The organism is Lacticaseibacillus huelsenbergensis, from assembly GCF_029726355.1.
Lineage (GTDB): Bacteria > Bacillota > Bacilli > Lactobacillales > Lactobacillaceae > Lacticaseibacillus > Lacticaseibacillus casei.
Map to the genome: position 1 here is coordinate 1,374,207 of NZ_CP120687.1, position 20,771 is coordinate 1,394,977.

The window sequence follows — 20,771 nt, forward strand, 5'->3', positions numbered from 1 at the left end:
AAGGATAAGCCAAATGAAAAAATGGTTGCCACTGGCTGTTCTTTTGCTGGGACTCGCCTGCCACCCACGACTCGTTGCCATTGCAGATAGTCAGTACACGTCGACAGGTGAGGTTGTTTTTGTTGAACCGGCAGCATCTGAGCCTGAACAACCATCAGCGGCACCATCGGCTCAGGCGTCAAGTCACCAGCAACATCAGCCACCAGCGACGTCACAAGCCCCGCCGTCCAGGTCCGGACTCGTTCCGCGACTTGGGGAGCGGCCGGAAATACTTTACGGCTTAATCGGCAGCTTGTTGATCGTCACCATGCTCCTGTTTTTCATCATCAAACAACACAAAGAAGATAAGGAAGAAGGAAAATAAAAATGAAGAAGAGTATCTGGACAGCACCGTTATTGGGATTAACTTTGGTAGGACTTGTAGCACCGGCAGCAGTCAATGCAGCCTCAGCAAACGACATGATTTCAAACGGTGAGGTGACGTTTAAAGCCGACAATTCAAGTACTGGTCCGAAAGATCCGCTTGATCCTACCGATCCTAATCCAATTAAGCCGATCGATCCAAGTAATCCAGGCGGCAACCCGACACCGGGGACAAGCGGCCCGCTGTCACTGGACTTTGCTTCCAGCTTTACGTTCGGCGAAGCAGCGATCAGTAGCGATGATGCCAAATACTATGCGAAGCCACAAGTATTCACCCAACAAGATGGCACGACGGTTGACCGGCCTAATTATGTGCAGGTTTCCGATAAGCGTGGAACTTTTGAAGGTTGGACCTTGAAAGTGAAGCAAGACAAACAGTTCGCCGTGAAAGATGATGCTACCCGCGAATTGATCGGCGCGCAACTGAAATTCAAGAATGCGAGTCTGGTTTCAGCCACCGATTCGAAGTACGCCCCAACCGGTTTGGCATCATTTGAATTGATTCCGGGCACCGCCCAGATTGCCCCGGTTGAAGCGGTCAAGGACCAAGGGATGGGCACATGGATCTACCGCTTCGGTGACGACAAGCAAATGGGCCGTTCCGTTGAATTGTCAGTTCCGGGTAAGACACCGAAGATGGCCAAGGCTTACGTTACCGCGTTAACTTGGACCTTAGAATCAACCCCGGCCAACGTAACACCTAAGCCTTAGTCAAAAATAACCGGATTTTAGCCAGCGTTAGTATGATTTTGCCGATAGCCTCGAGACACCATTTTTAAAAAGGAGATTTCCGTGAAGAAAATACTTTTCTGTTTAGCAGCGTTTGTTGCCATGTTGTTGACCCCTGCCGTGCATGTTTTTGGTTCAGAATTGAATTTTGCCGCAAAGGCTCAGCTGCCAGACAATCAGGTGCACACAGATGTCAGTTATTTTGACATCAAGATGGATCGCGGCGCTAAGCAAACCCTTCACGTTGATCTACGTAATGATACCGAAAATGAGGTCGAAGTCGATGTCGGCATTGCTAGCGCGACAACCAACATTAATGGCGTGGTGGAATATAGTCCGAACGACATTAAACCGGCCAAAAGCCTTGCGTTTAATCTCAAGGATCATGTCAAAGCACCTAGTCAAATCAAAATTCCGGCTAAGGGCAATACGATTTTGAATTTAGATGTCACCATGCCTGATGCCGCCTTGAAAGGGCAGATGGCCGGTGGGATCACGCTCAAAGAGCATCAAACGGAGGATCAGGCCAATGAAGAAAAAGGCAAGGGATTGTCGATCAACAACCGGTTTTCCTACGTCATTGGCCTTGTGCTTCAACAGACGACCCAGCCGGTTACGCCCGACCTGAAATTGAATACCGTTAAACCGAGCCAGGTGAACTATCGCAACGTCATTTCCGCGTCTCTGGAAAACATCACTCCGACGTTCATCAATAAAGTTGCCATTGACGCGAATGTGCATGCCAAAGGGGCCAAAAAGGTGCTTTATCGTGTTAAAAAAGAAGGCATGCAGTTAGCCCCTAACACGACTTTCGATTTTCCGATCGCCTTGGCAGGGAAAGCCTTAGAGCCAGGCACTTACATTGCCCAACTAGAGGTCTATGGTAACCAAAGTTCGGATGGCAAGGTGACGCGGCAAACCAACAGTGCCAAACAACGCTATCAAAATCACTGGACATTGACCAAAGAATTTACCATTACCGACCATACTGCCAAGAATCTGAATCAAAAAGATGTGACCCTGAAGTCAACCAATCATTGGTGGGTCTATGCATTGCTGGCAGTGGTCGCAATCTTGCTCATCGTCATTGTGCTATTGGTGATTGTGCTGCTAAAACGCAAGCACAAAAAAAGCACGGAACGTGAATGAGTAGATTAAACATGTTACAATCTAGGGTAAACATTGATACTTCTTTTGACTTCGGATCAAGCGGCGCTCAACGGGCAGTACCTAAGGATATGAATGAGTTGGCTTAGGTTAAAAGTAGTTGCAACCCAACCAACTATTTTGCTTCATAATGAACGCGATGAACGCGCTTATTAAAAAAATGAGCATTTTCAAGCGGCGCCCAACTTAAACAACAGATTTAAAATCCGCACATTAGGCTGCCAACGTCTGAGGACGCTGACAGCCTAATTGTGCGAATTTTTAGTCATGTATGTGATTTGGATTGTGTAAAAGCAAAATTGAAAGCTTGATTTCATTGATGATGTGGGTATTTGATCATTAGGTGAAGGCACGACATCAGGTAAGCGGGTTGGTTTTAGTCTTAAGGTGAGGGTGGTATTTATGAGATTATCTGAATTGATGGAAAAAAATGATCAAAAGAAACTCCAGCTGCTGCATTATCTTGATCAACATCCAAACCAGAGACTGAGGAATAGTGAATTACAACACAAACTGGATATTTCGTATTATCTCTTTAAACGGCGGACTAAAGAGATTGCCGATGACATTGATACGTTTCAACTGTCTGGTTTATTTGATATTGAAGTGACCGACACGACGACAACTTTGCATAAAAATCACAACACCAACATTTTCGTCTTTTTGAATCATTATCTTGAGCGCTCCTACCAAATTAAAATCCTGATGTTGCTAGTGATGCAACGGCAGAATTTTGATCTCTATGATTTTGCGGAAGCACATTATGTCAGTTATACATTTATGTATAAACGTTTCACGGCGCTGCGCCAAACGCTGCAAAAATGGGGGATTAACCTTAACAATAACAGCGAGCTGACCGGTGATGAGTTAGCCATTCGCTTATTATTGGCGGAACTTATCATCATTACCCACGTCGGTGAAGAAACGTTTGATAACGAGATTCGGACAGCCTTGCATGAACTTCTTGAGCTGATTGACACGCCGGCCATTGCGCCATCAATGAGTCAGCTGATTGAAACCAAAGCCTATTTGCTCGCTAGCCTATTGCGATTTCAACAAGGCTATTTCGTTGCGACTTCACCGGAAGTTGCCAAACTGATCAGCAAAATCCGGCAGCAGGCGCTTGAAGAACGGAGCAAAGTGATTGCGATTTTTCAGACTCATTTTCCCGCCGATGAGCAAGCTATCAACAATGAGTGTGATTACCTAGGTACGTTTCTTGCGATTGTGGGGATCATATCCGCTCCGGCAGTGATTTTTCCGGATGAAGTGACACAAAGAAGCAGCGACTTTATTCGTGGATTTGAAGAACGGTTTGGTGTTACATTAACGTTGGAAGCGAAGCAAAATATCACTTATGAAGTTGATAAATGCTGGATTGATGTTGTTGCCTTTCCGCTTAGAAGTGGTTTCTTTGAATATCATACCGAAATTGCTTATTTTGCCAGAACGTTTCCGGAGTTTTTTGAATATTGTCAGACCTATGTGCAACAACAAGAAGCCGCGCTAGATGATCAGCAGGCCCAATTCATTTTTTATCGTTGCTTACTGACACTGGTGGCGAATGTGCCGCTGAGTAGTGTGCTTGAACCACTGTATGTTTGCGTTGATTTCACTTTGGGGGAAGCTTACAACACCATTATTGAACGGGGGATCAAGCGATTCTCGATGTTAAATGTCAAGGTCACCAATGAAGTGCAGCCGAAGACACGCCTGATCATTACTGATTTGGTTAACGCGTACCGGCATACCGATATTCCTAAAGTGATCTGGCTTTCGCCACCGCGGGCGGAGGATTGGGAGCATTTGATTAGCGAGCTTTTAGCGTTTCGCTTAGTGCCGAATGGTGTTTGAACGACTACTGTAGCAGTCTGCACCTAGAGTGATTAAACGTGAGTGTTTCACACAACTAGTTTTTTTATCCAAGCGTATCTTTTTTTGATCTATAGATTTCTTATGTTATACTCACGATATTCACAACTGGAGGCGAGGCACTATGGAACGAGAAAATGGTTTTTGGCCAGCGATAAAGGACTTCTTCTTTCGTGCTGGTGACTTCAAAGGTGTTAGTTCACGTGCGCAGTATTGGTGGGTGTTTCTAGCTCAAATTCTAGTCGGCGTTGTGGCCGGCGTTTTGATCGGTGTCACCGGGCCCGCGATTCTTAATGGCGAAAAGTCTTTTGGCGCTAGTCTTTTGCAAACGCTGGTGATGTTGCCAGCAATTGCGCTTGGGTATTTAGGTTATCCCCAACTAAGTCTGACAATTCGGCGGTTTCGTGATGCCAAGGTTAGCCCTTGGTTGTATCTAGTATTAGTGATCGTGGCTTTAGCCGGACCACTAATGGCGGCGAGTGGCATGGGACTGTTGCCATTGTTCATTCTACCGATCGTTGCGGCACTGGTAACTTTAATTATCTTGGTGTTACCGAGCCGTGAGCAGGAAGTGAAGCCTTTTCCGGTTCAACCACATTCGCCTAGCACAGTTGGCGTAGGTTTTGGTGCAGCCGTTAAAAATCTCTTCCTTCGCGGCGGCGACTTTACCGGGACATCTAGTCGGAGTCAGTATTGGTGGAGTATTTTATTTTCTGTCCTCATTATGGTCCCTACAGGATTATTCGTTATTTTGTCACTAGTTGCCACATTTGTTGGGGTAGCTGCTGCAGGAAAAATAGAACCGCAAAATGCAGCACATATTTTTAATTCATTAGGCTTTGGTGCTGTCATTTTAGTTGTTCTGTTCCTTGCTATTTTCTATGCATGGTCTATGTTGTCTTTGCCGATGTTGACAGTAACTTGGCGCCGGTTCAGAGATGCAGGCATTAGTCCATGGTGGTTTGTTGCTTTTTATGTCGTGTCGAATTTCGTCTCGGCTCTTCAAGCAAGCAACAAGAACCTTGTTTTAACTTTAATTCCGTTGATTCTCGTTATCGTGCAGATCGTCATTCTTGCCTTACCGCCTAAGAATTTAGGCGACCAATAGTAACCGTATTTTGCACCAAACAATGACGGGTTCATCAAAAAAAGTGCCGACTTCTCAAACGAAGACGAGCACTTTTTAATTTGTTTCACAACATGTCAGTTGACTCAATAAATGCCCTTTGAATCCTCATCAACCAATGGATCGTTGAAGTTCTTGTGGAAGTAGGTGCTGTCGATGACTTTGAACTTGCCGTTGGTGAAACGGGCGATGATTTCGCCATATTGAACGATGAGCGGTTCCGTATTCGGAATTTCGATTTTGAGCCGACCGATTGGTGTTTTGGTGAGGTATTGGAAGTTGGTGCCGAAGAATCCCTTCAGATCTTTCGTAGTTGTGTCCTGCGAGTAAGGTAGGAAGTGGGTCATTTTAGCGGTTGAAAAAGCCGCAAATTCGCCTTTTGGAAATCCTTCTAGCGATGAAGGTGGTTGTGCCATTTTATCCCTCCTGGGGCCTGCGTACGTTGTTGTGACAACGTCGGGTGGTTATGAATTTACTTATCATTATGTTAACACAATAATAGAACAATGGAATGATTGCGTCGCAGCTTGAAAACGCTTAAAATTAGGGCTGGACGTTGATCGGGGGTGAGCATATGGATCAAAGTCTGTTTCAAAATGGTAACTTTCAGCCGTTGGCGAGTCGGATGCGGCCACAAACGCTCGATGAGTTTGTCGGCCAGACCCACCTGTTAGGCAAGAATAAGGTGTTGAGCAATCTCATTGAACATGATGAGATTAGCTCGATGATCTTCTGGGGTCCGCCTGGGGTTGGTAAAACGACCCTGGCGCGGATTATTGCCAGGAGAACCAAAGCACAGTTTGTGACGTTTTCTGCCGTCACCAGCGGGATCAAGGAGATTAAGCAGGTGATGAAAGAGGCTGAGCAGAATCGCGAACTGGGTCAAAAAACGATTGTGTTTGTTGACGAAATTCACCGGTTTAATAAAGCCCAGCAGGACGCTTTTTTACCGTATGTCGAACGAGGCAGCATTATCCTGATTGGTGCCACGACCGAGAATCCGTCGTTTGAAGTGAACGCTGCGTTACTGTCGCGGACGCGTGTGTTCGTTTTGCATGGTCTGACCAGTGCGGAACTGGTTGATTTGTTGCAACGAGCGCTGAAGGATCCACGCGGTTATGGCTTGCAGAAGGTGAAGATCAGCAAAAAGCTGTTGGGGCAAATTGCCGATTTTGCCAATGGCGATGCGCGGATTGCGTTGAATACGCTGGAAATGGCGGTCACGAACGCCGAGACCAAAGGGGATGTTGTCTCGGTTACGCAGGCAGATGTCGCACAATTATTGACCAAAAAGGCCTTATTGTATGACAAGAACGGGGAAGAGCACTATAATCTGATATCGGCATTACACAAGTCGATGCGCAATTCTGATGTGGATGCGGCCATTTATTGGTTGGCCCGCATGCTAGAGGCAGGCGAAGATCCATTGTACATTGCCCGCCGCCTAGTTCGGTTTGCCAGTGAAGACATTGGCATGGCCGATTCCCGAGCTTTGGAAATCGCCGTCACCGTGTATCAGGCATGTCAGTTTATCGGTATGCCGGAGTGCACGGTGCACCTAACCCATGCCGTTACTTATTTGTCACTGGCACCCAAATCCAATGCGCTTTATACGGCTTATGGTGCCGCCAAAAAAGATGCAACCGAAACATTGGCTGAACCGGTCCCGCTTCAAATTCGTAACGGGGTAACTGATTTGATGCAGGATCTCGGTTATGGGAAAGATTACCAATATGCCCACAATGCCAAAGACAAGCTGACAACGATGCAGACCATGCCGGATAATCTGGTGGGGCGAACTTACTATCATCCTACTGATCAAGGTAGCGAAGAGAAAGTCAAAGAACGACTCGAACAGATTAAGGCATGGCACGCGCAACACCCTACCCCTACACCACCGGATACTAAGGAAAAGTCGTGATTGGGACGATACCGGCGCGCACTGGTTCGCGCTCATCATAACGCGCTCACTATAACGCGCTCACCAGTGCAGGACCTGCACATAAGGACCTTGGTCGCAATGGCCAAGATCGGGCCATCACGCCCAAGGCCACTTATGCTCCGGTCCCTGACCGCACTGGTTCGCGCTCACTTATCTATAGGAGGAATAAAAAAATGGCGAAGATTCTCGCAGTCAACGCAGGCAGTTCTACCCTGAAGTGGAAACTTTTTGATATGCCGGCTGAGGTTCAATTGGCCGAGGGCTTGGTTGATCGTTTGGGCCAGCCACAATCGAAAGTTAAAATTAAATATGGTGACGGTCAAAAATACGAAAGTGATACGCCGATTGCCAACTACCAAGAAGCAGTTGCCAGTTTGATGGGCAATATCAAGTCTTTGGGCTTAGTCGAGCATTTGCATGAAATTATCGGTGTTGGTCACCGGGTTGTTGCCGGTGGCGAAGTTTTTGCTGAATCCGTTGTCGTTGACGATGAGACGTTGCTGCAGATTCAAAACCTGCGTGACTATGCGCCATTGCACAATCCGGTTGAAGCTGATTATATTGCGGTTTTCATGAAAATGATGCCGTGGGCGACAGAAGTAGCGGTTTTTGATACGGCCTTTCATCAAACCATGCAGCCTGAGAACTTCCTTTACAGCATTCCTTATGATTATTACAAAAAGTATGGCGCGCGTAAGTATGGCGCGCATGGTACCAGTGTGCGTTACGTGAGCGCTCGTGCTGCTGAAATGCTGAACAAACCATTGGAAGACTTGCGGATGATTATCATGCATTTGGGCTCAGGTTCCAGTATCACCGCAGTTAAAGATGGCCAGTCCATTGATACCTCCATGGGTTTTACGCCTCTTGCCGGGGTGACGATGGGCACACGTTCTGGGGATATTGATCCATCCCTAGTCGCTTACCTGATGAAGAAACTGGATATTCCGGATGTTGGCCAGATGATCCATATTCTCAATAACGATTCCGGGTTACTGGGCATCTCCGGTTTAAGCAACGATATGCGGGACTTGGAAGCGGCCGAAGATACGAATCCGCGGGCGAAACTCGCATTGGATATTTTTGTCAATCGGGTTGTGAAGTATGTTGGCTCTTATGCAGCCTTGATGAACGGCGTAGACGCACTTATTTTCACTGCCGGTATCGGCGAAAATGGGGATGAAATCCGCGACAAGATTATGCGCTCACTGGGCTACCTCGGCGCCAAGATCGACAATGATCTCAATTACAAGTCACATGGTGTCGAAACCGATCTCAGCACGCCTGATTCAACGGTCAAGACGTTACTGGTGCCGACGAACGAAGAGTTAATGATCGTGCGCGACGTGATGGCCTTAAGCTAAGGATCCAGAACAGATTGCAACGATCACGATAAAGGGTTTGTCACAACACAAACCCAAAATAGACGCTAGAAACAAGCTTTATCGCTTGTCATCTAGCGTCTATTTTTTTGCCCTCACTAAAGCTTCGTGGCTTTAGTCAAAAATCTGCACATGGTTCGCTCGCGCGGTGCTGACGATATCTTCAGGCATGGCCTTGTCAGTGGCAATGTAATCCAGCGTATTCATGGGTGCACTCATATAGAGTTGATGTTTGCCAACTTTGGTGTGATCTACCAGCAACATGACCTGGTCTGCGTGCGCCGCAAACGCCCGCTTGATGTTGGCTTCCTGGTCGTTAGCATCAGTTGCACCGGCAGCAATCAGTCCGCGACACGAGAAGATTGCCAGATCGGCTTGGTAATTTTCAATGTCACGCGTCGCTCGGTCGCCACTAATGTTTTCCAGCATTTTATTGACCGCACCGCCAACAAGATTAACGTGCCAACCGTTATGTTTGGAAGCTTCAAGTGCAACCAGAATCCCGTTTGTGACAATGTACAGCTCATCAATAGCACTTAATTCGCGAATTAAAACCAAAGCAGTCGTACTCGAATCAATAAAAAGGCTCATACCGCTTTTGATCAACCGATCTGCCCTTGATGCGACCGTTCGCTTAGCATCCAAATTTAAAGTCACCGAATAATCATAAGGGACGTCTTCAGGTTCCTCGCTTAGCGTTACGCCATTTAGAACCCGTTTGATCAAACCGCGGTTTTCCATATCCAGTGTGTCACGCCTGACGGTAGCGGGACTGACGAAAAGTTGCTTAGCCAAGTCACTATACCGAGCGAATTGTTGTGTGTTTAAAATTTTCAGAATTTGCTCTTGCCGTTGAAAAGAAACCATTAAAGCGCCTTCTTTCCTAATTTGAATGAATTTATGCAAAAATATACCACATATTTGTAAAAATATGAAAAATTATCGATTTACTCGTCACGTGTTGTCAATATTTTTCACAACTCATATACTACACTATGAAAGCGGTTTACGAAAGCGAAGGAGGTTCTCACATTGGCACTTATGGGATTGGATCTCGGTACAACCGGGGTAAAGAGTACGATCACAGACAATCAAGGCAACATTCTCTCTGCTGCCTACCGGGAATATGAGACGTCGGTTCCCAGGGAAGGTGAATACGAGCTGGATCCAAGCGTGGTCTGGTCGGCAACGAAGGAGGTCATTCAGGAATCAAAAAAATTCGTTAAGGAAGATGTACTAGCCGTCAGTGTTTCATCGTTCGGCGAAGCATTTGTTGCGGTTGATGATCAAGGACAGCCGCTGATGAATACGATGTTGCAGACGGATAGCCGCGGCAAAGATGAGTTAAAAGATCTGCTGACACGGATTTCGGCTGAGGACATCAGGAATAAAACCGGGTTGAATCCGGCGGTGACATTCGCGGTACCTAAGATCATGTGGATCAAAAAACACCGTCCGGAACTTTATGGAAAGATTCATCGTATCCTGCTTTACGGCGCTTATATCCTATACAAACTTGGTAATGTTGATGCGATTGATTACACCCTGGCTGATCGGTCGCTGGCATTTAACGTTTCGACCAATGACTGGGATTCGGACATTTTGGCAGCAGCCGGCATTGATCGCAAGCTCTTGCCGAAGTGTTACCGCCTAGGCACCGTGGTTGGGACGATCAAGCCGGAGTTGGCGTCTGAGTTAGGTATTAACGCTGACATGAAACTTGTCACCGGTGCCCATGACCAAATTTGTGTATCGATTGGCGCCGGAACCATCGATGTCGGTGATGCCACTGACGGGATGGGTTCGGTCGATAATATTTCACCAATTTTCACAGATACCAGCCATCTCAAGGAGAATGCCAAAAAGAATTATCCGACGGTGCCGTATCTGGATAACAAATATACCACCATTGCTTACATGTATGATGGCGGCACATCGCTCAAATGGTATCGTGACACGTTTGGTTTTGAAGAAGTTCAGGCGGCCGAGTTATCAGGGGTCAGCGTCTACAACATCTTTGATAAATATGTACCGAAAAAGCCAACGAATTTGTTGGTTCTGCCACATTTTTCCGGTGCAGCGGTTCCTTACTTTGATGAAGATGCACGCGGCATGATCCTCGGACTCTCCGGTGCAACCCGAAAACCTGATATTTATCGGGCATTGATGGAAGGCGTGGCTTTCGAGATGCGCATGAATCTGGACAACATGGAAGCCGGCGGGATGCATGTCAATCATTTGCGGGCGACTGGCGGCGGTTCGCGGTCAGATACTTGGCTGCAAATCAAAGCGGATGTCTTTAACCGCGAAGTCGGCCGTGTTCATATGAAGGAATCAGGAACCATGGGTGTCATTATCATGGCTGGCGTTGCGGTTGGTTTGTTTGATTCTTTTGAAACCGCCATGAAGAAGTTAGTTTCGATCGATAAAGTCTTCAAGCCGATTCCGGAGAATGTTGCCTTTTACAATCACCAGTATAAAAAGTATCAGCAACTGTATGCATTTGGTAAGAAGTTACGGAGCTTATAGGAGGAAAATATTATGGTTTTAGTAAACACAAAAGAAATGATTAAAAAGGCTAAGGAAGGTCACTATGCAGTTGGTTCGTTTAACGTCACCGACATCGAAATGATCCGCGGGATTGTTGGCGCTGCCGAGAAAGAAAACTCACCGGTCATTATTCAGTTTGCGGAGTTGCATGATAAGTATGTGCCACTAGACGTGATTGCGCCGGTGATGCTGAATATTGCCCGCAAAGCAAGCGTTCCGGTTGCGGTTCATTTTGACCATGGCGAGACTTTTGACAATATTATGCGGGCGATTCGGCTTGGATTTACCTCGGTCATGGTCGATGCATCGCAGGAGAATTTTGCCGATAATCTGGCGCAGACCAAAGAAATCGTGAAGATTTGCAAGCCGTTGGATATCACGGTTGAAGCCGAACTCGGGCCAATGAATCGTGAAGGTAGCGGGGATAAGAAAGTGGATTATGCGGATCTGGACAAAACTTACACCAACCCGCAAGAAGCCAAACAGTTCATTGAAGAGTCCGGTATCGATATGCTGGCGGTTGCGTATGGGACGGTTCATGGTGTTTACACGCAAAAGCCGCACTTGAGCTTCAGTCGGTTGAAGGAAATTTCTGATTTGGTTAACTTCCCATTAGTTGTTCACGGTGCATCCGGCTTGACTGATGAAGAATATCGCAAGTCCGTTGAAAATGGCATCTGCAAGATCAATTACTATTCCGAAATGGTTCACCGCGTTGCCTTAGGCGTTCAAAAGAAGTTGGAACAGGATGATAGCGACAAACAACTATTCATCTCAGACGCCAGCATCTGGGAAACCGAAATGGTCGAAAAAGAAATTCGCGGTCGTCTGCGCGTCTTTGGTTCGGCAGGGAAGGCTTAATCACTTTAGAAAGCAGGCGGATAGCCGTGATGCTGTCCGCTTGTTTTTAGAGAAGGAATGTGAGCGCTTTAGTTTACGCTCATCACAAGGAGGTTTTTATTCATGAAATTTCTGGTCGATATGCTTAGCCAGCCTTCCATCATTGCCGGAATAGTTGTTTGCGTAGGGCTGATTGCGCTGCGTAAGCCTTTTACCGAAGTAATTGGCGGCACGGTGCGGGCATTTATCGGGTTTGTCGTCATGTTGGCTGGCACCAACATCATCGTTGGCGCTTTGAATAACTTCGCTAAGCTGTTCACCAAGGCCTTTAACATGCACGGCATGATTCCAAGTAACGAAGCTGCTATCGGTGTGACCGTCGCAAAATATGGCACGGTTGCCACCTTTATCTTCGTCTTCGGACTTGTGTTGAATATTGTGCTGGCCCGCATCACCAAGTTCAAATATATTTTTCTATCAAGCGACCATGCTTTTTACATGGCGTGTTGCTTGACACCGGTGATGCTTTTAGGCGGCTTGAATACGCTTGAAGCGATTGTCTTTGGTTCCATGACCCTCGGCGTGATCCTCTGCGTCTTCCCGGCAATTGCCCACCCAACGATGAAAATTATCACAGGCCGCGACGACATGAGCTTTGCCCACTTCGGCACGCTGGAATACTGGATGTCTGCTAAAATCGGTTCGCTAGTCAATAAAGATAAAAAGTCAAAATCTATTGAAGATATTAATTTCCCGAAATCATTAGCTTTTCTGCAAGATAGTAACGTTTCGGTGACCATCGTCATGACCATTCTGTTCTTCGTTGTGACCGCGGTGGCCGGTCCGGCTTATGTTGGTAAATTGACTAACCTGAATCCATATGTTTGGGCGTTGCTGCAGGCCGCACAATTCACAGCCGGGATCATCGTATTGGTCCAAGGCGTTAATATGTTACTGGCAGAAATTACCCCAGCCTTCAAAGGATTCAGTGAAAAGATTGTGCCAAGTGCTGTACCTGGTTATCCATTCGCTATTCTGTTCAAAGGTACATCTAATGCCTTGCTCGCGGGCTTCCTGGTCAGCCTACTTGGCGGTCTGCTTTCCATGGGCGTTCAGATTTTGATCGGAACCACCATTGTCATCCCAGGGATCGTCATGCACTTCTTCTGCGGTGGGATTGCAGCCATCTTTGGCAATGCCACTGGCGGTCGAAAAGGCGCTTTGATTGGACCATTTCTCGGTGGCATCATCTTGAGCTTCCTGCCACTGATTGCCACCAGTCTTTACGGTGGTTTGGGCTACACCACAACATATTGGTCTGATAGTGATTTCAATACCATCGGCGTTATCTTGGGACTCATTGCCAAAGTCGGCAAGTGGCCGATTATGATCGCAGCACTAATCATCTTTGCCTTCCCATTTGTCTTCAGTGCTTTGCACAAGAAGAAGTTGGTTGATTAATTTACTGGGTCTGATGAGTGGAGTCAGACAAAAAAAGATGCAGGCGGCTAATTTGCTGCTTGCATCTTTTTTATACTCTTGGGGTTAGCAAGACTTCTGTGGCGTTCGCTAGCTAACAAGTTCATTCAGCATTGATCCCTTGATCCGAGTCAATCATGACGCCCTTTGTTTCGTCAAAAACGCAGATATTACCGTAATTGGCTTTGAAGCCCATGTGATTGCCGCCATCAATAAAGTAACGCGGCGATTCGCCTGGGTATTGGATAACCTTGACCGGACATTTCGGATAACCCCCGGTAAAAGTCGTTTCGGCGATCGGCGGCTTAACCTGATCCTCATATTCGCCATAAATCAGCGCGGTCGGCGTGTGACCCGTAATCATGGTTTTATTAAGCGGGTTATGCGCAAAAATCGGGTGTTTACGACTTTGGGTTTGCTTCATATCATAGATATAAGGTTCACGTACCCACATCCGGTTAAACGGCGTTGTTTCCTTTAACGGGTCTGCCAGCGAAAAGTCTAGGCCGGCGTGAATGAGCAAAAGCTTATCAAAAGCAATGGCGGTTGGCATCTCCGCGATAAATGAGATTAACGGTGCCATATGTGTGCGCACCGCTTCACGAAGACTCATTCCTTTGACAGTCGGCGCAAAATCCTTGACCATTTGGCGCAACGTTGCTTTACCGCCATTGATAAACCAAGGATTATCTTTATCAGCCAGGTAGTCTAAGAGCATCTGATCATGGTTGCCCCGCACTGCGATCGCCTGACTATCCTGAACCTGTTCATGAATCTGAGCCAAGACGCGGCCGCCATAAGGGTAGCCATCTATGTAGTCACCAAGATAGACCGTCAGTACATGCGGGTACTTTTCCTGCATCAAACGGACTCGATCCATTGTCTTTAAGTTGCCATGAATATCCGAAACAACAATCATGGTCATCGCAATCGCCTCCTCAACGTCTTCCTGCGTGAGCGATTATGGTCTGATTAAAATAACCGTTACGTACAGTTTACTTTATTTTTTGCTGATTGTGCGATATTAATAAATGGTTAGGGGTGAAAAGATGGATAAACGGCTGATTGTCATGCATAATTTGAGCCGACATTATGGCAAACAGTACTGGTGGCAACAAAATTCGCTGGAAGATTGGCTGATGATGATTTTGATTCAACGGACCAGTTCCAAGAATGTTGCGCAGGCTGTCCATAACTTGCGGCCATATATGAGTGTTAAGCAACTTTTGGCATTGTCGCAGGCCGAACTTGAAGAACTTGTCCGGCCAGCGGGCTTTTATCGACAGAAGGCGCAACGCATTCATGATCTGTTAGTGTGGTTTGTGGCCCAAGGTGGCAGTTTCACCGAAATTGCCAAAAAACCGACCGAACAGCTGCGAAAAACCTTGCTGGCGTTAAACGGCATCGGTAATGAAACGGCTGACGTGATGCTAATGTACACGTTTGGCAAGAAGACATTTGTTGCGGACACTTATGCAATGCGGCTATTTAATCGGCTGGGGTTTGGCCCGTACACGAATTACGCTAAAATGCAGGCCGATTTCGCACCGTTGCTGGCGGATATCAATCTGGATGACGCGCGCGAATGGCATGCGCTGATCGACGAGCACGGGAAGACGCAAGTGCGGCATGCCTATGACGACCACTTTTTACTCCAACCGAATCTAACCGAAGATCAGTGGCCACCGGAAGCGACTCAGGTTGAACCGCCGCACGATGATCCTGGCAGTGGTAAGTGGCGTCACGCAGAAGAATCATCCAACGAGTGAATAGGAGGACGAATTTCATGAATGCAAGTATTGCGGTACAGGTTTTGCCAATGTATCCGGATCAAAAGAAAGTGCTGGAGGTTGTCGATGCGGTGATTGCCTATATTCAATCAACCGGTGTCAATTACGAGGTCAGTGCGTTTGAGACAACCATGGAAGGCGATTACGATCAGCTAATGGCTATTTTGAAGCAGATCCCCGTGGTCACGGCTAAAGCTGGCGGTACGTCCCAGATGGTGTATGCCAAGATTAATTATTTTTCCGAAGATACTGGCTTAACGATTGCCGATAAGGTCGATAAGTTCAAGCATTAGGCAGCCAAGAGTGGCCAAGCAGCCATCAAGCTACCTGTGAGAAAAGCGCTAACGGATTCAGCCAATCACTGGTATCCGTTAGCGCCTTTTCGTTAGTTACTGAATAATGTGGCGATTAGGATCACGCCAATTAATGATCAAGACGAGTACCATCATCACGACGACCATCATGAAAACACCGTGCAGACCCGTGAGAATCGCGGCGGCTGCTTGCGGATTGTGAACTGAGGTGGTTGATTTGGCGCTGATTGCCGCATTGACGGTTTTGAAAGAAAGACCATGCAGGTTCGCCCGAATCACCAAAGTCAGCACGGCCCCATACACGCCAGTCATTACCGTCTGCCCCAGCGAGCGCCCTAGCGTCAAAATACTGGTAGCCGACCCGACATAGCGATCCGGCACAAGATGTTGGCTAAGAACAGTGTTCATGCTGATGACAATCCCCATCACCGTTCCATTAACCATGGCAATCACGTAAAAAGCCCATACCGGAAAATTCGGCGAAGCAACCGTGAGCAGTAAATAGGCGCATGTCAGAATGAAGACGAGCATTAACGACAAGGTTCGCGGTACAAATCTTTTAATCAAGGGACCGACTAGAAAAGATGATGCCAGCCATAAAACGGAACTAGACGTCACCACCAGCCCGGCTGCAGTTGCGCCTAAATGGTACAACGATTGTAACCAAATCGGGAAGTAAACCTGATAACCAATTAAGACCCCACTAAGCAATAATGCCGTCAAAATCTGTACGGTAAAAGTAAAGCTCTGAAACATTTGCGGTGCGATTAACGGATCGGTTGCCCGTTGTTCTTGCCGGAATAGAAGGTACCCACCCACACATGCCAGGACTAACAAAAGTGCCGCCAGCCAGGGCTGTTGATCAAGCGCCTGAATACCTAACAGCAGGGCAATTAATGTAACCGCTAGCCAAGCAATGCCCAGCCAATCAATCGTTAATGACACATGCTTGCGGCTGGGTTCACGGTACCCGACCTGAATGAGGAAGAAGACCAGCATACCTAATGGCACGTTCACGAAGAAAACCCAGTGCCATGACAACTGATCGACCAAAAAGCCCCCAATAAGCGGTCCAACCAAAGCAGACAGACCCCATGCTGTATTATTAAGCGCCATCACGTTCGCACGGTGAGCGAAATCATAGTAGTCGGCAATGATGGTAAACGTCAGCGGCATCACCGCCCCAGCGCCAATCCCCTGCAAAGCACGGGCTAAAATAAGCAATAAAATATGCGGTGCCAAGCCGCTCAGCAAGGTGCCGACTGTGAACAGCACAACGCCCCACTGGAAAATCCCCCGGCGGCCGATCGCATCTGCCAATTTTCCGTAAATCGGCGTGGTAATGGCTGTCGTCAGCAGGTAAGCGCTCATGATCCAGCTTTGATAAGCCAGCCCATGCAAGTCACTAATAATTGCAGGTAAAGCAGTTGTCACAATCGTCACTTCAACCGAAGTCATAAACGTTGCAATAAAAACCGCTGCCATCACCAGGCCGCGGCCTTGAGGTTTCGTTGTTGTCGCCATGTTTGCATCCCCTTAGTACTTACATTGTACCAATCGGGGTCAAGACTTTTAGTATTAGATAACGGAGGAAGGGGGGATGTCGTGCACATTGCTTCGATTGTGCAACTACTATAAAAAGACCGCCCGCCATTTTCTAGCGAACGGTCGTCTTAACTTTTTACAATGCGGGACGTCGTGGATGACGTGGCATGTGACGATCCACCACGATCGCACTTGCCATTAAAATGATAATTACGGCGGCTGCCAGAATCTGATCAAATAGGATCAAACTAAGCGCGCCAACCAAGGCGAAGAACAGCAGCAGCCAATCAATTTGTGATAGTGACAAAACAATCGCCCCCCTAGGAATTAGCCTTAAAAGTCTGTCCAATCATCCTTGTCACCGGCGTCTTTGTCGGGTGAGACGTAGACAACAAGCTCGTCACTGAAACGCTTCAAGCAGTAAGCTGCCGCACCGACTGCCGCGATGGCCACAAAAGTTTTCAAAAAATGGTTTTTCATAGGCTTCCTCCTTCGCGTGCCTCCAGATCGTCAAACCTTGAATCCAACTTTATTTTACCATCACTTTGCGTTGAAACGCGTTCACCAGCCCAGAAACCTGCGTGTAAGGACCTTGGTCGCAATGGCCTAAGCCCGGGCCATCACGCCCAAGGCCACTTACACTCCGGTTTCTAACCGGGCTGATTCACGCTCTCCATAAACGCGTTCACTGGCGCAGAAGTCTGCGTATAAGGACCTTAGGCGCAATGGCCAAAACCGGGCCATCACGCCTAAGGCCACTTATACTCCGACTTCTAAGCGCGCCAGTTCACGCTCTTGTTTAAAACGCATCATTATCGAGAAGCAGCTTGCCAGATTGGCGTTCATAAAATTAACCAAATTAAGATTAAGGCAATTTAAGCGAATTTAAGTCAAAATAAGTGCTTTTTCGTCAATCTGTGTTATACTGAACTCATTAAAACCGAAAGTAGGTATGAGCATGGATACAAAAGTTAAGACTGTTGATTACTCATCCAAGGAATACTTCGACCGAATGACAGAATACTGGCAAGCCGCTAATTACGTGTCGGTTGGCCAGCTTTATTTGAAGGACAATCCGTTGCTGGAACGGCCACTGAAAAGTGAAGATGTGAAGCCGCATCCGATCGGTCACTGGGGCACGATTGCCGGTCAAAACTTCATTTACACCCATTTGAACCGGGTCATTAATAAGTACGACCTCAATATGTTCTACATTGAGGGCCCGGGTCATGGTGGTCAGGTCATGGTTTCCAATTCTTATCTGGACGGGTCATACTCGGAAATTTATCCACGGATTTCGCAGGATAAAGAAGGCATGAAGCGTATGTTTACGCAATTCTCATGGCCAGGTGGTGTGGCGTCACACGCCAGCGCCCAGACGCCGGGTTCGATTCATGAAGGCGGGGAGTTAGGCTATGCGTTGAGTCACGCAACCGGTGCGGTTCTAGATAATCCTGATGTCATTGCGGCGGTTGTGACCGGCGATGGCGAAACGGAAACCGGCCCATTGGCAGCTTCATGGTTTAGCAATACCTTCATCAATCCGATTAGCGATGGCGCGATTTTGCCAATCGTTCATATGAACGGGTTCAAGATTTCTAACCCAACGATCCTCTCCCGGAAGTCGGATGAAGATCTGACCAAGTACTTTGAAGGCATGGGCTGGAAGCCGTACTTTGTTGAAGGCGACGATCCGACCAAGCTGAATCCGGAAATGGCCAAGGTCATGGATGATGCGATTGAAACGATTAAGGCAATTCAAAAGCACGCCCGTGAAACCGGCGACACCACTATGCCACATTGGCCAGTGATTATTTTCCGCTCACCAAAAGGCTGGACCGGTCCTAAGAGTTGGAATGGCGAACCGATTGAAGGCTCATTCCGTGCGCACCAGATTCCGATTCCGGTTGATGCCGAAGACATGGAGCATGCAGATTCTTTGGCAGGCTGGCTGAAGTCCTATCATCCGGACAAACTGTTTGACGAAAATGGCAAGTTGATTCCGGAATTGGCTGCCTTGCCGCCAAAGGGTGACCAACGGATGGCCGCCAACCCGATTACCAATGGCGGCATTGATCCAAAGCCATTGGTTCTGCCGGATTATCGCAAGTATGCGCTGGACAACAAGGAGCATGGCAAGCAGATCAAGCAGGACATGATTGTCTGGTCCGATTATCTGCGTGATTTGATTAAATTGAATCCGCATAATTTCCGTATTTTTGGCCCTGATGAAACCATGAGTAACCGGCTTTACAGCTTGTTTGAAGTGACCAACCGCCAATGGCTGGAACCAATCAAGGAACCGGCTGACCAATACCTGGCACCGGCTGGTCGGATCATTGATTCACAGCTGTCCGAACATCAGTCAGAAGGCTTCAATGAAGGCTACACGCTGACCGGCCGTCATGGTTTGTTCACCAGTTACGAAGCCTTCTTGCGGGTTGTCGATTCCATGCTCACCCAGCACTTCAAGTGGATTCGCAAGGCCCATGAAGAACCATGGCACAAGGCTTACCCGAGTCTGAATGTGGTCTCAACTTCGACCTCATTCCAGCAAGATCACAACGGTTACACCCATCAGGATCCAGGCATTTTGACCCACATGGCGGAAAAGAAGCCTGAATATATCCGCGAATATCTGCCAGCGGATGCGAATAGCTTGTTGGCGATCTCACCAAAACTGTTTGGCTCACAAAACACGGTCAATGTGCTGATTACTTCCAAGCAGCCACGGCCACAGTTCTACAGTATTGATGAAGCAACCGTTTTGGCCAATGCCGGGCTTAAACGCATCGATTGGGCTTCCAATGACGACGGCGTTGAACCGGATGTGGTGATGGCTGCAGCGGGTACCGAGCCGAACATGGAAAGCTTGGCAGCGATCAACTTGTTGCATGATGCCTTCCCGGATTTGAAAATTCGCTTCATTAATGTTTTGGATCTTCTGAAGTTGCGTAGTCCGGAAATCGATCCGCGTGGTTTAAGTGATGCCGAATTCAACAGCTACTTCACCACCGACAAGCCGATTCTCTTTGCTTATCATGGCTTTGAAGGCTTGATTCGCGATATCTTCTTCACCCGCCAGAATCGCAATGTGCTGATTCATGGTTATCGTGAGGAAGGCGACATCACGACACCATTTGACATGCGGGTTCTGAACGAACTTGACCGCTTCCACTTAGCCAAGGATGTCATTCAGCACGTGCCGGCATATGCTGAAAAGGCTGCAGCTTTCATTCAGAAGATGGATGACACGTTGCAATACCACCATGACTTCATCCGTGCAAACGGGGAAGATATCCCTGAAGTGCAGGAATGGACTTGGAAGCCGATTAAGTAATCAGGTCTAAGTGTTGTTTGACGTTAACAGATGAACATGACGAAAATCGATCTCCGCAACTGGAGGTCGATTTTTTTCGTTGAGATATACGTGAAAATTACGCCATTTTGAAAACCAAGACGTTGGCGTTAATCCGACAAAAAAATGTAATCGCATACAATTCCGCTGCATCAGCATTTATGCGACTATGCCAGCTACGAGTTGACGCGATAAGTGACAAAACCGTGAAACAAATGGCAAGAAGTTGTGTAATATCTGTAAAAAATCACTTT

Annotated in this window: 19 protein-coding genes; 13 read left to right on the plus strand and 6 right to left on the minus strand. The window is 47.4% G+C overall.

From position 1 onward, the window contains the following. Window positions 1–13 precede the first annotated feature (13 nt). The 5 genes from LHUE1_RS06175 (at window position 14) to LHUE1_RS06195 (ending at window position 5,299) form a co-directional block, all read left to right on the plus strand. The gene (locus tag LHUE1_RS06175; RefSeq protein WP_049172940.1) at window positions 14–364 is read left to right on the plus strand and encodes a hypothetical protein; all 351 of its coding nucleotides are present in this window, start codon (window positions 14–16) and stop codon (window positions 362–364) included. 2 nt (window positions 365–366) lie between these two features. Next, on the plus strand, window positions 367–1,134 hold the full coding sequence (locus LHUE1_RS06180; RefSeq protein WP_049172939.1) for a WxL domain-containing protein: 768 nt from the start codon (window positions 367–369) through the stop codon (window positions 1,132–1,134). Window positions 1,135–1,215: 81 nt separating this feature from the next. Further along, window positions 1,216–2,301: a DUF916 and DUF3324 domain-containing protein gene (locus LHUE1_RS06185; protein ID WP_049172937.1), complete on the plus strand. Its 1,086-nt coding sequence runs from the start codon at window positions 1,216–1,218 to the stop codon at window positions 2,299–2,301. A 420-nt stretch (window positions 2,302–2,721) separates the two neighbouring features. Next, a complete protein-coding gene (locus tag LHUE1_RS06190) occupies window positions 2,722–4,173 on the plus strand; it encodes a helix-turn-helix domain-containing protein (RefSeq protein WP_049172935.1) in 1,452 nt (483 codons plus the stop codon). Between the two features lie 142 nt (window positions 4,174–4,315). Then, window positions 4,316–5,299: a DUF805 domain-containing protein gene (locus LHUE1_RS06195; protein ID WP_277848279.1), complete on the plus strand. Its 984-nt coding sequence runs from the start codon at window positions 4,316–4,318 to the stop codon at window positions 5,297–5,299. A 104-nt stretch (window positions 5,300–5,403) separates the two neighbouring features. Here the strand turns inward: LHUE1_RS06195 and LHUE1_RS06200 are convergent, their stop codons facing one another. Continuing rightward, on the minus strand, window positions 5,404–5,733 hold the full coding sequence (locus LHUE1_RS06200) for a hypothetical protein (protein ID WP_025013579.1): 330 nt from the start codon (window positions 5,731–5,733) through the stop codon (window positions 5,404–5,406). Window positions 5,734–5,891: 158 nt separating this feature from the next. On the opposite strand from LHUE1_RS06200, the gene LHUE1_RS06205 reads away from it, so the two are divergent. Together LHUE1_RS06205 and LHUE1_RS06210 are read left to right on the plus strand one after the other, a co-directional pair. Next, window positions 5,892–7,238 (plus strand): replication-associated recombination protein A, encoded by a 1,347-nt coding sequence (locus tag LHUE1_RS06205; RefSeq protein WP_274784177.1) that lies wholly within the window; start codon window positions 5,892–5,894, stop codon window positions 7,236–7,238. Between the two features lie 194 nt (window positions 7,239–7,432). Continuing rightward, window positions 7,433–8,623: an acetate kinase gene (locus LHUE1_RS06210; RefSeq protein WP_049172928.1), complete on the plus strand. Its 1,191-nt coding sequence runs from the start codon at window positions 7,433–7,435 to the stop codon at window positions 8,621–8,623. Window positions 8,624–8,755: 132 nt separating this feature from the next. Here the strand turns inward: LHUE1_RS06210 and LHUE1_RS06215 are convergent, their stop codons facing one another. After that, window positions 8,756–9,508, minus strand: coding sequence for a DeoR/GlpR family DNA-binding transcription regulator (locus LHUE1_RS06215; protein ID WP_049172926.1), 753 nt, complete (start codon window positions 9,506–9,508; stop codon window positions 8,756–8,758). Between the two features lie 165 nt (window positions 9,509–9,673). Between LHUE1_RS06215 and LHUE1_RS06220 the strand changes: the two genes are divergently transcribed. From LHUE1_RS06220 to LHUE1_RS06230, 3 genes are all read left to right on the plus strand, one after another. Beyond that, entirely contained in the window at window positions 9,674–11,170 is a 1,497-nt protein-coding gene (locus LHUE1_RS06220) for an FGGY-family carbohydrate kinase (protein WP_049172924.1), read from the plus strand. A 12-nt stretch (window positions 11,171–11,182) separates the two neighbouring features. Then, window positions 11,183–12,052, plus strand: coding sequence for a class II fructose-bisphosphate aldolase (locus LHUE1_RS06225; protein WP_010489931.1), 870 nt, complete (start codon window positions 11,183–11,185; stop codon window positions 12,050–12,052). Between the two features lie 102 nt (window positions 12,053–12,154). Next, window positions 12,155–13,492 carry a PTS ascorbate transporter subunit IIC gene (locus tag LHUE1_RS06230; protein WP_049172921.1) on the plus strand — a complete coding sequence of 446 codons (1,338 nt, stop codon included), beginning with the start codon at window positions 12,155–12,157 and terminating at the stop codon, window positions 13,490–13,492. 121 nt (window positions 13,493–13,613) lie between these two features. Here LHUE1_RS06230 and LHUE1_RS06235 read toward each other — a convergent pair whose 3' ends face one another. Continuing rightward, the gene (locus LHUE1_RS06235) at window positions 13,614–14,435 is read right to left on the minus strand and encodes a metallophosphoesterase family protein (protein ID WP_025013585.1); all 822 of its coding nucleotides are present in this window, start codon (window positions 14,433–14,435) and stop codon (window positions 13,614–13,616) included. Between the two features lie 124 nt (window positions 14,436–14,559). Here LHUE1_RS06235 and LHUE1_RS06240 point away from each other — a divergent pair, with 124 nt between their 5' ends. Both LHUE1_RS06240 and LHUE1_RS06245 read left to right on the plus strand, forming a co-directional pair. Then, the gene (locus LHUE1_RS06240; RefSeq protein WP_049172916.1) at window positions 14,560–15,279 is read left to right on the plus strand and encodes an endonuclease III domain-containing protein; all 720 of its coding nucleotides are present in this window, start codon (window positions 14,560–14,562) and stop codon (window positions 15,277–15,279) included. 17 nt (window positions 15,280–15,296) lie between these two features. Next, entirely contained in the window at window positions 15,297–15,593 is a 297-nt protein-coding gene (locus tag LHUE1_RS06245) for a thiamine-binding protein (RefSeq protein ID WP_049172914.1), read from the plus strand. Window positions 15,594–15,689: 96 nt separating this feature from the next. On the opposite strand, the gene LHUE1_RS06250 is transcribed toward LHUE1_RS06245, so the two are convergent. The 3 genes from LHUE1_RS06250 to LHUE1_RS06260 form a co-directional block, all read right to left on the minus strand. Next, complete coding sequence (locus tag LHUE1_RS06250) at window positions 15,690–17,138, minus strand: MFS transporter (protein ID WP_049172912.1); 1,449 nt, start codon at window positions 17,136–17,138, stop codon at window positions 15,690–15,692. A gap of 157 nt (window positions 17,139–17,295) precedes the next feature. Further along, window positions 17,296–17,466, minus strand: coding sequence for a hypothetical protein (locus LHUE1_RS06255; protein WP_191978422.1), 171 nt, complete (start codon window positions 17,464–17,466; stop codon window positions 17,296–17,298). A gap of 26 nt (window positions 17,467–17,492) precedes the next feature. Continuing rightward, complete coding sequence (locus tag LHUE1_RS06260) at window positions 17,493–17,639, minus strand: hypothetical protein (protein WP_047106576.1); 147 nt, start codon at window positions 17,637–17,639, stop codon at window positions 17,493–17,495. 478 nt (window positions 17,640–18,117) lie between these two features. On the opposite strand from LHUE1_RS06260, the gene LHUE1_RS06265 reads away from it, so the two are divergent. Next, entirely contained in the window at window positions 18,118–20,499 is a 2,382-nt protein-coding gene (locus tag LHUE1_RS06265) for a phosphoketolase family protein (protein WP_279280284.1), read from the plus strand. The last annotated feature ends 272 nt before the right edge of the window (window positions 20,500–20,771 follow it).

Coding starts and splice junctions, on each gene's coding strand:
- LHUE1_RS06215 (WP_049172926.1), bottom strand. CDS start 9,508: ATGGTTTCTTTTCAACGGCAAGAGCAAATTCTGAAAATTTTAAACACA.
- LHUE1_RS06210 (WP_049172928.1), top strand. CDS start 7,433: ATGGCGAAGATTCTCGCAGTCAACGCAGGCAGTTCTACCCTGAAGTGG.
- LHUE1_RS06265 (WP_279280284.1), top strand. CDS start 18,118: ATGGATACAAAAGTTAAGACTGTTGATTACTCATCCAAGGAATACTTC.
- LHUE1_RS06180 (WP_049172939.1), top strand. CDS start 367: ATGAAGAAGAGTATCTGGACAGCACCGTTATTGGGATTAACTTTGGTA.
- LHUE1_RS06235 (WP_025013585.1), bottom strand. CDS start 14,435: ATGACCATGATTGTTGTTTCGGATATTCATGGCAACTTAAAGACAATG.
- LHUE1_RS06225 (WP_010489931.1), top strand. CDS start 11,183: ATGGTTTTAGTAAACACAAAAGAAATGATTAAAAAGGCTAAGGAAGGT.
- LHUE1_RS06175 (WP_049172940.1), top strand. CDS start 14: ATGAAAAAATGGTTGCCACTGGCTGTTCTTTTGCTGGGACTCGCCTGC.
- LHUE1_RS06205 (WP_274784177.1), top strand. CDS start 5,892: ATGGATCAAAGTCTGTTTCAAAATGGTAACTTTCAGCCGTTGGCGAGT.
- LHUE1_RS06200 (WP_025013579.1), bottom strand. CDS start 5,733: ATGGCACAACCACCTTCATCGCTAGAAGGATTTCCAAAAGGCGAATTT.
- LHUE1_RS06260 (WP_047106576.1), bottom strand. CDS start 17,639: ATGAAAAACCATTTTTTGAAAACTTTTGTGGCCATCGCGGCAGTCGGT.
- LHUE1_RS06230 (WP_049172921.1), top strand. CDS start 12,155: ATGAAATTTCTGGTCGATATGCTTAGCCAGCCTTCCATCATTGCCGGA.
- LHUE1_RS06240 (WP_049172916.1), top strand. CDS start 14,560: ATGGATAAACGGCTGATTGTCATGCATAATTTGAGCCGACATTATGGC.
- LHUE1_RS06245 (WP_049172914.1), top strand. CDS start 15,297: ATGAATGCAAGTATTGCGGTACAGGTTTTGCCAATGTATCCGGATCAA.
- LHUE1_RS06250 (WP_049172912.1), bottom strand. CDS start 17,138: ATGGCGACAACAACGAAACCTCAAGGCCGCGGCCTGGTGATGGCAGCG.
- LHUE1_RS06190 (WP_049172935.1), top strand. CDS start 2,722: ATGAGATTATCTGAATTGATGGAAAAAAATGATCAAAAGAAACTCCAG.
- LHUE1_RS06195 (WP_277848279.1), top strand. CDS start 4,316: ATGGAACGAGAAAATGGTTTTTGGCCAGCGATAAAGGACTTCTTCTTT.